Here is a 14,021-nt window from a genome sequence, read left to right on the forward strand (position 1 = left end):
TAGAACAACGGTACGGGGCGCCACCTCCGCGGCCGCAGCCGCGTGGGTGACGCCCCGCCGTCGTCCTGTACGGGCCGGGCCCGCCGGCGTCAGTCCGTCAGGTCGACCTCGCGCGCGAACGTCGCTCCGACGGTGGTGCGCACCTGCTCGAGGGTTCCCTCCGGGAGCGCGTCGTCCACGGTGAGGATCGCGAGCGCCTCGGCGCTGTCCGCGCTCGGCGAGACCTGCATGCCCACGATGTTGACGCCACGCTCCCCGAGGACGGCGCCGAGGGCGCCGACGACGCCCGGGCGGTCCTCGTAGCGCAGGACCACGAGGTGCTCGGCGATCGGGATCTCGATCTCGTAGCCGTCGATGCCGACGAGCTTCTCGATCTGCTTCGGGCCGGTCAGGGTGCCCGAGACGGCGAGGACCTTGCCGTCGCTGGTGGCACCGCGCAGATTCAGGACATTGCGGTACTCCGGGGAGTCGCTGGTGGTGATCAGGCGCGCCGCGACACCGCGCTGCTCGGCGAGCACGGGGGCGTTCACGTAGGACACCTGCTCCGAGACGACGTCGGTGAAGATGCCCTTGAGGGCGGCCAGCTCGAGCGCCTTGACGTCGAGGCTGGCGATCTCGCCGGCGACCTCGATGTCGAGGCTGACCAGCGAGTCCTCGGTGAGCGCCGTGAAGATCCGGCCGAGCTTCTCGATCAGCGGGATGCCCGGGCGGACATTCTCGTCGATGACGCCGCCGGCGACGTTCACGGCGTCGGGCACGAGCTCGCCGGCCAGCGCCAGGCGCACGGACTTGGCGACCGAGATGCCGGCCTTCTCCTGGGCCTCCTCGGTGGAGGCGCCCAGGTGCGGGGTGACCACGACGTTCTCGAACTCGAAGAACGGCAGATCGGTGCTGGGCTCGTTGACGAACACGTCGATGCCGGCACCGGCGATCTGGCCCTCCTTCAGCGCCGTGTAGAGGGCCTCCTCGTCGACGAGGCCGCCGCGGGCCACGTTGACGACATAGGCGGAATCCTTCATCTTCGCGAAGGCGTCGGCCCCGAGCATGCCGAGGGTCTCGGGGGTCTTCGGCATGTGGATGGTGATGAAATCGCTGGCGGCGAGGAGCTCGTCGAGATCCATCAGCTGCACGCCGAGCTGCTGGGCCCGGGCGGCGGTGACGTAGGGGTCGTAGGCGGCGACCTTCATGCCGAAACCCTGCAGACGGGCGGCAACGAGGGCACCGATCCGGCCGAGGCCGATGATGCCGGCCGTCTTCTCGTAGAGCTCGACGCCGGCGTACTTGGAACGCTTCCACTCACCGTTCTTCAGGGCGCCATTGGCCGCCGGGATGCGCCGCGCGAGGGAGACGATGTGCCCCACCGTGAGCTCGGCGGCCGAGATGATGTTCGACGTCGGGGCGTTGACGACCATGACGCCGGCCTGGGTGGCCGACTTGATGTCCACGTTGTCCAGGCCCACGCCGGCGCGGGCGATGACCTTGAGGTTTCTTGCCGCCGCGATGGCCTCGGCGTCCACCTTGGTGGCGGAGCGGACCAGGATGGCGTCCACGTCGGCGATGGCCTCGAGCAGCTGAGATCGATCGGCACCGTTGGTCTGGCGGATCTCGAAGTCCGGACCGAGGGCCTCGACTGTTGCGGGCGAGAGCTCTTCGGCGAGCAGAACGACGGGCTTGTTCTCTGACACTGCGGTGGCACCTTCTCTGAGTGTGGGATGCGGTCACGACCGGCGACCGGGCTGAGGGCACAGGTCTGCCGAATCTAGGCTATGCGGGGGCCGCCCCGCCTCCGAACCCCGCTCCGCACTGTTACAGGTCGGCAGTCTCCGCCGCGCAGCCCACCGCCGCCATGGCGCGCCGGCCCTTCCCTTTACCTGCACCATTCCTTAGTCTTCCGGTGGGTGAATCCCCACGCCCGCCATGGCGGGTGCCACATGCCGACGCGCCGTACCGAGGACCATTCCGAGGCGGCTTGCAGGCAGAATAAAGGTTGTGGCCATCGCCACTCCCTTCGTCTATCTCTGGAGTCTCCCCATGGCGCCTCAGAACGCCACCTCCGGCCCGCCCGCCACCCGCGGACCGCTCCTGTCCCTCGCGACCGCCGCACTGACCGCAGCGCTCTCCGTCTCGCTGGCGATGGCCGGCGCAGCGCCGGCTCCCGCCGCTTCGCCGTCCGCTCCCCTGCCCTCTCCCTCGGCCCCGGCGTCCGAGGGCGACGGCACACCCGTTGCGCCCGCCGAAGGCGCGCCGGATGTCCCGGACCCGGCGGCCGTCGAGGCCGAACTGCCCGATGGGCCCGCGAATCCGCAGGCCGAGGTCCACGCGGCCGTCGAGGAAGTGGCCGCGCGGGCGGTCGCCTCACTCGACCTCGATCCTGCGCAGGCCTCCGTCGTCGGCGCGACCTGGCAGGGCCCGAACCCGGAGGCCGAGTACCGGGCCAGGGTCGACGGCGAGTGGAGCGAGTGGCAGGAGCTGCCCGACGACGACGCCGACTCCGGTACCGGCGCCGCACAGCCGCAAGAGGCGGGGTCCTCCGACCCCGTGGCCCTCGTCCGGGCCACCGCCGTCGAGGCCCGCGCCACCAACCCGGACTTCGGCTCCGAGCTGGAGCTCGTGGCCTACTCCTCCCCCGAGACCGCGGTCGACCGCGAGATCACCGAGGGCAAGGGCGGCACCGACTCCCCCTCGCCGGCGGTCGAGCCCGCCGCGGAGCCTACGGCGACCGCGACGGCGATGGAGACGCTCGCCGTCGAACGCGCCGCCGTGCGGACCGCGCCCAGCTCCTCCAGCAGTGTCCTCAACCGGGTCATCACGCGCTCGTCCTGGGGCGCCGCCGCACCCGTGTGCGATCTCGGCAACAGCGAGCGCAAGTACGCCACGATCATCCACCACACCGCCGGCACCAACAGCTACACGGTCTCCCAGGTGCCGGGGATCCTGCGCGGCATCCAGCGCTTCCACATGGCCAAGGACCCCACCTGGTGCGACATCGGCTACCACATGCTCGTGGACAAGTGGGGCAACATCTACGAGGGCCGCGGCGGTGGACTGGGCGTCTCCCGCGTCGCGACCCACGCCGCGGGCTGGAACAGCGACACGTTCGGCGTTTCCGTCATGGGCGACTACACCAACGCCAAGCCCTCGTCCGATGTGGTCCGTTCCCTGCAGCAGATCGCCGGCTGGCAGGCGGCCTACTGGGGCTACGACCCCACCGGGACGGTGCGGCTCGTGGCCGGCCGCGGCAGTCAGAAGCACGACGACGGCGCCACGGTGACACTCCCCCGCGTCTTCGGGCACCGCGACGTCGGCTACACCACCTGTCCGGGCCTGATCTACAACTACCTCGGAACCGTGCGCACGGGCGCGAAGGCCTGGATGCCCAACGAGGCGTCCGGCCAGACGGGCGTCGGGGCCTACCGGATCGCAGGCGACGACCGCTACACGACCTCCGTGGCGGCGTCGAAGCAGGCCTACCCGAGCGGCGCCCGCACGGTGTACGTCGCCACCGGGGCGGACTACGCCGATGCGCTCGTCGCGGCCCCGGCCGCTGCGCGACAGGGCGCCCCGCTGCTCCTGACCCGCCCGGGTGGGCTGCCCGGCCCCATCGCCGCCGAGGTGGACCGGCTGAACCCGCGGAAGATCGTCGTGGTCGGCGGGACCGGGGCCATATCCAATACGGTGGTGAGCCAGCTCAAGCGCTACACGTCGAACGTCGTGCGGCACGGCGGCGACGATCGGTACTCGACGGCGGCCGCCGTCGTGCGTGGTGCCTTCCCCTCGGCCTCGCGCGCCTACATCGCGACCGGGCTCGACTACCCGGACGCTCTCGCCGCCTCGGCGCTGGCAGGCTCATATGGCGCGATCGTCATGCTGGTCCCCGGCAGGGACTCCACGGCGAACGCGGAGACCCAGCAGGTCCTGCGTGGCCTCGGCGTGGACAAGGCAGTCATCGTCGGCGGGCCGGCCGTGGTCTCCAGCGGCATCGCCACCTCGCTGCGCGCCTACTCCCCCAGCCGCGTGTACGGCAGCAACCGGTACGAGACCGCGCGGAAGCTGAACTCCGGGCTCGTGGACTACGCCTCCCGGGTCTACTTCGCCACCGGCCGGGACTTCCCGGATGCACTCGCCGCGGCGGCGATCGCCGGCACGCGACGCGCCCCGCTGTACCTGACCCACCCCACGTGTGTACCGCTGGCGATCCGCACGGACATCGTGGAGTCGGACGTCGCCACCGCCACCATGGTCGGCGGCACCGGGGTGCTCACCAACGCCGTCGGACGGATGTCTCCCTGCTACTGACCTCCTCCACCGGCCGACCCCGTCGGGACATCGCGCCGGGTGCACGAGAAGAGGGCTGGCCCCCGCTGCGGTAGCAGCGGGGGCCGGCCCTCTTCTCGCTCCGGACGGTTCATCCGTCCCGGACCCGGGGATCAGCGAGCGGCGCTGCCCTCGGTGTAGTCGTCGTCCTGCTGGCTCCACGAGAAGTGCGAGCGCAGGGCCTTGCCGGTCGCCTCGATCGGGTGCCCGGCCTCCTCCTCGCGCAGCTTCAGGAACTCGGCGGCGCCGTTGTCCTGGTCGTCGATGAAGCGCTGGGCGAACGCGCCGGACTGGATGTCCGCGAGGATCGCCTTCATGGACTCCTTGACCTCCGGGGTCACCACGCGCGGTCCGGAGACGTAGTCGCCGTACTCGGCGGTGTCGGAGATGGACCACCGCTGCTTCGCGATGCCGCCCTCCCACATGAGGTCCACGATGAGCTTCAGCTCGTGCAGGACCTCGAAGTAGGCGATCTCCGGCTGGTAGCCGGCCTCGGTCAGGGTCTCGAATCCGGCCTGGACCAGGTGGGAGACGCCGCCGCAGAGCACGGCCTGCTCGCCGAAGAGGTCGGTCTCGGTCTCCTCGGTGAACGTGGTCTTGATGACGCCGGCGCGCGTGCCGCCGATCCCCTTGGCGTAGGACTTGGCCAGATCCCAGGCAGAGCCGGTGGCGTCCTGCTCCACCGCGATGATGTCCGGGATGCCGCGGCCGGCGACGAACTCGCGGCGCACGGTGTGGCCCGGGGCCTTCGGGGCGACCAGGAGGACGTCCACGCCGGCCGGCGGCTGGATGTAGCCGAAGCGGATGTTGAAGCCGTGGCCGAAGACCAGCGCGTCGCCGTCCTTCAGGTTGGACTCGATGTCCTCCTTGTACAGGTGGCGCTGCACCTGGTCCGGCGCCAGGATGACGACGACGTCGGCCCAGGCGGCGACCTCGGACGGGGTGCCGACGGTCAGGCCCTCCTCCTCGGCCTTGGCGCGGGACTTCGAGCCCTCCTTGAGGCCCACGCGGACCTCGACGCCGGAGTCGCGCAGGTTCAGCGAGTGGGCGTGGCCCTGCGAGCCGTAGCCGATGACGGCCACCTTCTTGCCCTGGATGATCGACAGGTCAGCGTCGTCGTCGTAGTACAACTCGGTCACAGTAACTCCTTGGTAGTGCGGGGCTGGGGGAAACTAGGCGGAAACGGAGCGCAGTGCGCGCTCCGACATGGATTTGGAACCGCGGCCGATGGCGAGCGTGCCCGACTGGACGATCTCCTTGATCCCGAAGGGCTCCAGCACGGAGAGCAGCGCGTTGAGCTTCTCGGCGTTGCCGGTGGCCTCGAGGACCAGGGAATCGGTCGCCACGTCGACGACGTTGGCGCGGAAGAGGTCGGCGGCCTGGGTCACCTGCAGCCGGGTCACGGCGTCGGCACGGACCTTGACCAGGATGTGGTCGCGCTGCACCGAGGCCTCGGGGACGAGCTCGACGATCTTGAGCACGTTGATGAGCTTGTTGAGCTGCTTGGTGACCTGCTCCAGCAGGTCGCCCTCGGCGTCGACGACGACGGTCACGCGGCTGATGCCCTCGTGCTCCGTCGGGCCCACGGCGAGTGAGTGGATGTTGAACGCACGGCGGGCGAAGAGGCCGGCCACGCGGGTCAGGACGCCGGGGACGTCCTGCACGAGCACGGAGAGTGTGTGACGTGCCATGGCTTAGTCCTCCTCTTCCCAGTCCGGCGTCATGTCGCGCGCGATCTGGATCTGGTCGTTGCTGACGCCGGCCGGGACCATCGGCCAGACCATCGAGTCGCGGCTGACCACGAAGTCGATGACCACCGGGCGGTCGTTGATCTCCAGCGCCTGGGCGATGGTCGCATCCACGTCCTCCGGACGTTCGCAGCGCAGGCCGGCGCAGCCGTAGGCGTCGGCGAGCTTCACGAAGTCCGGGATGCGGGCCGTGCCGTGACCGGTGTTCAGGTCCGTGTTGGAGTAGCGGGAGTCGTAGAAGAGCGTCTGCCACTGCCGGACCATGCCCAGCGATGAGTTGTTGATGACGGCGACCTTGATCGGGATCTGGTTGATCACGCAGGTGGCCAGCTCCTGATTGGTCATCTGGAAGCAGCCGTCGCCGTCGATCGCCCAGACCACCCGGTCCGGGTTGCCGACCTTGGCGCCCATGGCGGCCGGGACGGAGTAGCCCATGGTGCCCAGGCCGCCCGAGTTCAGCCACTGGTGCGGCCGCTCGTACTTGACGAACTGCGCAGCCCACATCTGGTGCTGGCCCACGCCGGCGACGTAGACGCCCTCCGGCCCGGTCAGCTCCCCGATCCGCTGGATCACGTGCTGCGGTGCGGTGAGCCCGTCGTGCGGCTCCGTGTAGCCGATCGGGTACGTCTCGCGCAGACGCTTCAGCGTGCTCCACCAGGAGGCGAGGTCCTGGCGTCCCGACTCCTCGAAGCGGGCGCGGCAGGCGTCCAGCAGCTCGGGGATGATGTCGGCGAGGTCGCCGACGATCGGCACATCCGCCACGCGGTTCTTGGAGATCTCCGCGGGGTCGATGTCGGCGTGGATCACCTTCGCGTTCGGGGCGAAGGTGGAGAGCACGCCCGTCACGCGGTCGTCGAAGCGCGCGCCCAGGGTGATCAGCAGGTCGGACTGCTGCAGGGCGGTGACCGCGGAGACGGCACCGTGCATGCCCGGCATGCCCACGTGCTGCTCGTGCGAGTCGGGGAACGCGCCGCGCGCCTGCAGCGTCGTGGCGACCGGGGCCCCGACGAACTCGGCGAGCTCGCGCAGCTCCCGGGAGGCGTGCGCCTTGATGACGCCGCCGCCCACGTAGAAGACCGGGCGCTGCGCCGCGGCGATCAGCTTGGCGGCCTCGCGGAGCTGCTTCGAGTGGCCCTTGCTGATCACGCGGTAGCCGGGCAGGTCGATCCTCGGCGGCCAGGAGAACTCCATCGTCGCCTGCTGGGCGTCCTTGGAAATGTCGACGATGACGGGCCCGGGCCGGCCGCTGCCGGCGATGTAGAACGCCTCGGCGAGGACGCGCGGGATCTCCTGCGCGTCCGTGACCAGGAACGAGTGCTTGGTGATCGGCATGGTGATGCCGACGATGTCCGCCTCCTGGAAGGCGTCCGAGCCGATGACCGCGCTGTTGACCTGGCCGGTGATGGCGACCATCGGGACCGAGTCCATGTGGGCGTCGGCGATGGCGGTGACGAGGTTGGTGGCTCCCGGGCCGGAGGTGGCGATGCACACGCCGACCTCGCCCGTGACCATGGCGTAGCCCTGGGCGGCGTGGCCGGCTCCCTGCTCGTGACGGACCAAGACGTGGTTGATCACGCTGGAGTCCATCAGCGGGTCGTAGGTGGGGAGGATGGCCCCGCCCGGCAACCCGAAGACGTCTGTGACGCCCAGTTCTTCCAGTGAACGAACGATGGCTTGTGAGCCAGTCATCTCGGTGGGGGGCACGACGTTGTTCGGTCCCTGCACGGGATTGGCCCCCTCCACGGCGGAAGAGACAGGAGCAACATCCTTCGCGCGGCTGGCCGTCCTGGCCACCAGCGCCGGGCTGATGTCGGGTCCGTTTGTCATGGATTCTTCCTTCTCTTCGATGCAATCACGCATAAAAAAACCCCTCTGGCCCGGCAGTTCCTGGGCTTCAGTGGGGGTTCAGCGCGTCACCTGTCCGACCAATCGGCGGCTAGGCCACGCGCTCGGTAACTCGTAGGACGGTGATGATGCTCTGCATGCCACTCAGTCTTGCCCTGCCAGCAGGGGGTGTCAACGAGCCACACGCCCCGTCTCGTATCGTGGACACGACGTCCAAAGGCTGAACAGGCGCGACGGCGTCCTCAGCCGCACCGCGGCGGCCGGCGGAGGACGCCGTCGTACCCTGCCCCTGCGGCGTCAGCCGCAGAAGGCCCCGACGCTCGCGGACTTCACGAGCTTGGTGTACTTGGCCAGCACGCCCGTGGTGAACCGCGCCGGGAGGGGCTCCCAGCCGACCTTGCGGGACTCGAGCTCGGCCGGCTCGACCAGCAGGTCGAAGGTCCGGGCGGCGATGTCCACGCGGATCCGATCGCCGTCGCGGACGAACGCGATCGGGCCGCCATCGACGGCCTCGGGGGCGACGTGGCCGATGCACAGGCCCGTGGTGCCCCCGGAGAAGCGGCCGTCCGTGAGCAGGAGGACGTCCTTGCCGAGGCCGGCGCCCTTGATCGCGCCGGTGATGGCGAGCATCTCGCGCATGCCCGGGCCGCCCTTGGGGCCCTCGTAGCGGATGACGACGACGTCGCCGGCCTTGATCTCGCCGCGGTCCAGCGCGTCCAGGGCGCCCTGCTCGCGCTCGAACACGCGGGCGGTCCCCTCGAAGACGTCGGCGTCGAACCCCGCGGACTTCACGACGGCGCCCTCCGGGGCCATCGAGCCGTGCAGCACGGTGACGCCGCCGGTCTTGTGCATGGGATTGTCGAGTTGTCGCAGGACCTTGCCGTCGAGCGGGCCGGGGGCGATCTCCTCGAGGTTCTCCGCGATCGTCTTGCCGGTCACCGTGAGGCAGTCGCCGTGCAGCAGACCGGCGTCCAGGAGTGCCTTCATGACCACCGGGACGCCGCCGATCTTGTCCAGATCGAACATGACGTGCTTGCCGAAGGGCTTCATGTCCGCCAGGTGCGGGACCTTGTCGCCGATGCGGTTGAAGTCCTCGAGGGTCAGCTCCACCTCGGCCTCGCGGGCGATGGCCAGCAGGTGCAGGACGGCGTTGGTGGAACCGCCGAACGCCATGGTGACGGCGATGGCGTTCTCGAACGCCTTCTTGGTCAGGATGTCGCGGGCGCGGATGCCCTGGCGGAGCATCTCGACGACTGCCTCGCCGGAGCGGCGGGCGTACATGTCGCGACGGCGGTCGGCCGAGGGCGGCGCGGCCGAGCCAGGGAGGGACATGCCGAGCGCCTCGCCGATGGAGGCCATCGTGTTGGCCGTGTACATACCGCCGCAGGCGCCCTCCCCCGGGCAGATCGCCCGTTCGATCGCGTCGAGGTCCTCGCGGCTCATGGTTCCGGCCGCGCACGCGCCGACGGCCTCGAAGGCGTCGATGAGCGTGACCTCCTTCTCCGTGCCGTCGGACATCTTGGCGAAGCCGGGCATGATCGTGCCGGCGTAGAGGAACACGGAGGAGAGGTTCAGGCGGGCCGCGGCCATGAGCATGCCCGGCAGCGACTTGTCGCAGCCGGCCAGCAGGACGGAGCCGTCGAGGCGCTCGGCCATCATCACCGTCTCCACGGAGTCGGCGATGACCTCGCGGGAGACCAGGGAGAAGTGCATGCCCTCGTGGCCCATGGAGATGCCGTCGGAGACCGAGATGGTGCCGAACTGCATCGGGTAGCCGCCGCCCGAGTGAACGCCCTCCTTGGCACCCTGGGCGAGACGGTTGAGCGATAGGTTGCAGGGCGTGATCTCGTTCCACGAGCTCGCGATGCCGATCTGCGGCTTGGAGAAGTCGTCGTCGCCCATGCCGACGGCGCGGAGCATTCCGCGGGCCGGGGCGGCATGGATGCCATCGGTGACGGCGCGGCTGCGTGGCTTGATATCTACGGTGGAGTCCTGCGTCATAGCCGCGATTCTAGGCCTGCCGATTCTGGGCCGACCAACCCGTGACTCCGGCACGTAACGATCCAGTGAATTCTTTCCACAACACCCAGATTTTTGTCAGCGACCCTCCATAGACTGTTCGCATGGTCACCACCAAAGACCCCGAACTGTGCGATGCGGCGTTGAAGGCGCACCTGCACCAGGCATTCGACCACCAGATCCCCAACTTCGGCAGCTACAACCTCGTCTACGCCACTGGCAACGCCGGCAGTGGCGGCAGTCTCATCGTCGGTTTCCGGCGCCAGCCGCTCGAGCTGGTGCTCGCCCCGGTGAGCCCCGCGGACCTCGCCCCCCGCGAGCAGCCGATCTCCGTCAACATGACCAACCTGTCCCATCTGGCCGAGGTGCGTGACGGCGGCTTCGAGGTCGGCACGTCCACGGGCCGTGTTTTCCGCTTCGAGGTGGTCCCCCAGCCGAGCATCGCCGTGCCGGAGTCCGTCTTCCCCGAGTCCGGCAACGTCCTGCTCGACCAGACACTGGACGCGGAGGAGTTCGTGGGCTTCATGGACGAGTTCATGACTGCACTCGAGCTCGTCACGATGCAGCCGCAGTAACTCTGCGGACTCGGCGCCGCCGGTGCCCTGCGGCCCGGCCGCAGCCGTCGATCGCCCCGGTCGGACGAAGCCCCGGCGGGCCTAGTGAGACCCGGAAGACCGCCCCGATGTGAACTCCGCCTCAGTCGGCCCGTTCGAGTTGCAGCCCCCCGTGGGGGTGTGTATTGTTATTTCTCGTTGCGAACGCGACGGGCGCCGAAAAGGGCCCGAAACAGCAGCAAGATGCGCCTCTAGCTCAATTGGCAGAGCAACTGACTCTTAATCAGTAGGTTCCGGGTTCAAGTCCCGGGGGGCGCACTGGATATCGAAGGCCTCCCATTCCGGTGGGGGGCCTTCTGCGTCTGATTCGATTCGCGCACGCCCCGGTCTGACGCAGCCCTCAGCGGGCCGGCTTCGCCTGACGCAGCGCGATCCGCTCAGGGAGTTGTTGCGAGACTCTCGACGTCGCGCCGGAGTTCGTCGAGGACCCTGTGCGACTGGGCGTGATCTGCCGGGGTCTGCTCCGAGAGGGCGCCGATCCACGCGAGGAGCTCCTCCAGCGTGGCCGCCCCGGCCATGAAGAGACCCAGCCGGTCAGCGGCCTCGCCCATAATGGCGCACGGCCGTGGCAGCAGTGTCAGCGCGCGGTTCATCCATCCGTCACGCAGGTATTCGGCATGCGTCAGCGCATCCATTGTCGTCCCCCCAGAAGTACTTGAAGCGCCAAGTATATGCGTGCCTCCCCCGCGGCGGCGTTGGCGCACCTCGGCTGCCCCGTGCGCCGACGGGCTCCGCGTCTGCGATGTGTACTACCCTGCTAGCTGCTGGTGCGCCGCATCGCACGGCCGGGCCCACGAAGTCGACGGGCCTCCGGCCCGACGGCACGGCATACAGCGCACCCCGGGTCGGCCCGAACCGCTGGCCTCGTCCACCGCCCTGCCGCCCCGGCGATGCGGAGGAGCACGACTCGAACCCACAGGAGGACCACATGGCCGAACGACTCGCCCCCGGCGCCACCGCGCCCGCCTTCGCCCTGCCGGACGCCGACGGTAACGACGTCTCGCTCGCGGACTACGCCGGGCATCGGGTGATCGTGTACTTCTACCCGGCGGCGTCCACGCCCGGCTGCACCAAGCAGGCGTGCGACTTCCGGGACAGCCTCGCCTCCCTGACATCGGCCGGATACCGGGTGCTGGGCATCTCGCCGGACTCCCCCGCCAAGCTGAAGAAGTTCGTCGAGAAGGAGGGACTGACGTTCCCGCTCCTCTCCGACGAGGACCACCGGACCGCGGAGGCCTACGGCGCCTGGGGTGAGAAGAAGAACTACGGGCGCGTCTACGAGGGCCTGATCCGCTCGACCATCGTGGTCGGCGAGGACGGCACCGTCCAGGTCGCCCAGTACAACGTGCGTGCCACCGGCCACGTCGCCAAACTGCGCCGGGATCTCGGCCTGGACGCCTGACCGGAGTTCGTCCAGCCTTTCCGGGCACGCGGTACCCGTCCGGTAGACTGGTCCGGTCCGCCGCACGCCCAGGCGACGGCGGGACCCGCGAGCGTGGCGAAATTGGCAGACGCGCTGGATTTAGGTTCCAGTGTCTTCGGACGTGGGGGTTCAAGTCCCCCCGCTCGCACCCTTCGGGACCGGTCGGCCTCCGCCTGCCGGCACCCTCGAACCGCACGGCATCTGCACGCCCCCGCGCCCTGCCGCCCCGAGGCGGCGGTTCCGCAGGCGCGCGAAGGAGACCAACCCCATGGCACGAACGTCCACCGGTGCCGGCCCCGGGCCCACACGTCGCTCAGTCCTCGGCTGGGGTCTCGGCCTGGGCGCCACGGGCGTGGCCGCCCTCACCGGCTGCACCCCGGCGGCCGAGCCGGCTCGCCCGACGGCCGGGCCCGCCTCCGCCGGTCCCGTCACCTTCCGCGTCGGCACCCCGGCCGGCCCTGCGTCCCTTGACCCCGCGGTGGTCGCGGACGCGGAGTCGCACCGGGTGACCCGGCAGCTGTTCGAGGGCCTCGTCGGCGTCGATCCCGACTCGGGCGCCCCGGCCCCGGCCCTGGCCGAAGCGTGGGAGGTCTCCGACGACGGCCTGACCTACACGTTCACCCTCCGCGACGGCGTCAGGTTCCACGACGGCACCGAGCTCACGGGCGACGTCGTGGTCCACAACTTCGAGCGCTGGGCCGGCGGGGAGGCCCCGGGCGACGGGGCATTCGTCGCGTTCGACACGATCTTCCACCACCAGAACGCCGCCGTCCCGGCCGTGGACGAGCGCGTCGAGGACCCGGGCACGCCGACGATGGGCGAACTGACCGAGGCCGCACTGGACCGCATCCCCGAGCCGCCGCAGGCGATCCTCGACGGTGCCAGCTACTACAAGTCCTGCACGGCCCCCGACCGGCTGACCGTGGTGCTGGAGCTCAACGCCCCTCTGACCGGGCTGATCCAGGCGCTCACCGTCCCGGGGCTCGCGCTCGCCGCGCCGTCGTCGACCGCCGAGGCCCCCGTGGGCACCGGACCGTACCGCTTCGCCGGGCTGGACGAGGAGACGACGGTCCTCGAGCGTTTCGCGGACCACTGGCGGGCGGAGGAGTTCCCGGACGCCGTCGACCGGGTGGAGTTGCGCGTCCTGCGCGATGCACCCTCGCGCCTGCGCAGCCTCAGCCGCGGCGACGTCCACGGCTACGACACCGTGACCGCGCACGAGATGCGCGACCTGGTGCGCGCAGGACAGCAGATCGTCCAGCGCGACCCGTTCTCCGTCCTCTACCTGGGCATGAACCAGGTCTCCGGCCCGCTGCGCTCCCTCGACGTCCGCCGCGCGGCGGCGCATTCCATCCAGCACTCCGACGCCTGGCAGCGGCTCTTCATCGCCGGGACCGAGCAGGCCCGCTCGTTCCTGCCGCCGAGTCTGGGCGTCGAGGCCCCGGAGACTTACTACGGCTACGACCCGACGACGGCGACCGCCTTCCTCGAGACGGCCGGGTACGACGGGGAGCCGATCCCCTTCCTGTACCCGCTGGACGTCAGCCGGGGCTACCTGCCGTTGCCCGAGCTCGTCTATGCGGAGCTCAGCGCCCAGCTCACGGCGGTCGGCTTCGTCCTGGAACCGGTGCCGATCCGCTGGGAGGACGGCTACATCGACGCCGTGCTCAGTGGCGAGCACGCGGGGTTCCACCTGCTCGGGTGGAACGGCTCCTACCGGGATCCGGACCACTTCCTCAGCTCCCTGTTCGGCCTCTCGAGCCGGCAGTTCGGCTACGACTCGACCGCCCTGAAGACCCATCTGGCCGCCGCCCGGTCCATGCCCGAGGGCCCCGAGCGGGCCGCCGCCTACCAGGCGATCAGCGACCTGCTGGCGCGGGACCTGCCCGCGCAGCCGCTCTCCTTCCCCATCTCGGCGCTCGCGATGTCGACCGCCGTCGTGAACTATCCCTCCAGTCCCGTCCTGGACGAGGTCTACGACCGTGTGAGGCTCGACGCATAGCCCCGTGGCGGGCCCCGATGGATTTCCGCGGCCTCAGACCAGCGCGCTAACCTGAG

10 protein-coding genes and 2 tRNA genes are annotated in these 14,021 nt (G+C 70.0%); 6 read left to right on the forward strand and 6 right to left on the reverse strand.

Annotation, left to right across the window (positions count from 1 at the left end):
• Positions 1–89 precede the first annotated feature (89 nt).
• On the reverse strand, positions 90–1,685 hold the full coding sequence (gene serA / locus RIN46_RS13055; protein ID WP_309081951.1) for a phosphoglycerate dehydrogenase: 1,596 nt from the start codon (positions 1,683–1,685) through the stop codon (positions 90–92).
• A 304-nt stretch (positions 1,686–1,989) separates the two neighbouring features.
• Between serA and RIN46_RS13060 the strand changes: the two genes are divergently transcribed.
• On the forward strand, positions 1,990–4,296 hold the full coding sequence (locus RIN46_RS13060) for a cell wall-binding repeat-containing protein (protein WP_309081952.1): 2,307 nt from the start codon (positions 1,990–1,992) through the stop codon (positions 4,294–4,296).
• A 131-nt stretch (positions 4,297–4,427) separates the two neighbouring features.
• Here RIN46_RS13060 and ilvC read toward each other — a convergent pair whose 3' ends face one another.
• From ilvC to ilvD, 4 genes are all read right to left on the reverse strand, one after another.
• Complete coding sequence (gene ilvC, locus RIN46_RS13065; protein ID WP_309081953.1) at positions 4,428–5,453, reverse strand: ketol-acid reductoisomerase; 1,026 nt, start codon at positions 5,451–5,453, stop codon at positions 4,428–4,430.
• 33 nt (positions 5,454–5,486) lie between these two features.
• The gene (gene ilvN / locus RIN46_RS13070) at positions 5,487–6,005 is read right to left on the reverse strand and encodes an acetolactate synthase small subunit (RefSeq protein ID WP_309081954.1); all 519 of its coding nucleotides are present in this window, start codon (positions 6,003–6,005) and stop codon (positions 5,487–5,489) included.
• A 3-nt stretch (positions 6,006–6,008) separates the two neighbouring features.
• Positions 6,009–7,889: an acetolactate synthase large subunit gene (locus tag RIN46_RS13075; RefSeq protein WP_309081955.1), complete on the reverse strand. Its 1,881-nt coding sequence runs from the start codon at positions 7,887–7,889 to the stop codon at positions 6,009–6,011.
• Positions 7,890–8,204: 315 nt separating this feature from the next.
• Complete coding sequence (gene ilvD, locus RIN46_RS13080; protein WP_309081956.1) at positions 8,205–9,908, reverse strand: dihydroxy-acid dehydratase; 1,704 nt, start codon at positions 9,906–9,908, stop codon at positions 8,205–8,207.
• A gap of 122 nt (positions 9,909–10,030) precedes the next feature.
• Here ilvD and RIN46_RS13085 point away from each other — a divergent pair, with 122 nt between their 5' ends.
• Together RIN46_RS13085 and RIN46_RS13090 are read left to right on the forward strand one after the other, a co-directional pair.
• Complete coding sequence (locus RIN46_RS13085) at positions 10,031–10,501, forward strand: hypothetical protein (RefSeq protein ID WP_309081957.1); 471 nt, start codon at positions 10,031–10,033, stop codon at positions 10,499–10,501.
• Positions 10,502–10,725: 224 nt separating this feature from the next.
• Positions 10,726–10,798, forward strand: a tRNA-Lys gene (locus RIN46_RS13090).
• Between the two features lie 119 nt (positions 10,799–10,917).
• On the opposite strand, the gene RIN46_RS13095 is transcribed toward RIN46_RS13090, so the two are convergent.
• On the reverse strand, positions 10,918–11,133 hold the full coding sequence (locus RIN46_RS13095; protein ID WP_309081958.1) for a hypothetical protein: 216 nt from the start codon (positions 11,131–11,133) through the stop codon (positions 10,918–10,920).
• 335 nt (positions 11,134–11,468) lie between these two features.
• Here RIN46_RS13095 and bcp point away from each other — a divergent pair, with 335 nt between their 5' ends.
• The 3 genes from bcp to RIN46_RS13110 all read left to right on the forward strand — a co-directional run bounded on the left by bcp (position 11,469) and on the right by RIN46_RS13110 (position 13,965).
• Positions 11,469–11,942, forward strand: coding sequence for a thioredoxin-dependent thiol peroxidase (gene bcp / locus RIN46_RS13100; RefSeq protein WP_309081959.1), 474 nt, complete (start codon positions 11,469–11,471; stop codon positions 11,940–11,942).
• An 87-nt stretch (positions 11,943–12,029) separates the two neighbouring features.
• Positions 12,030–12,111, forward strand: a tRNA-Leu gene (locus RIN46_RS13105).
• A 120-nt stretch (positions 12,112–12,231) separates the two neighbouring features.
• Positions 12,232–13,965, forward strand: a complete 1,734-nt coding sequence (locus RIN46_RS13110; protein WP_309081960.1) for an ABC transporter substrate-binding protein — start codon at positions 12,232–12,234, stop codon at positions 13,963–13,965.
• Positions 13,966–14,021: the final 56 nt, after the last annotated feature.

The sequence above is a fragment of the Zhihengliuella sp. genome, assembly GCF_031178195.1.
GTDB lineage: Bacteria > Actinomycetota > Actinomycetes > Actinomycetales > Micrococcaceae > Zhihengliuella.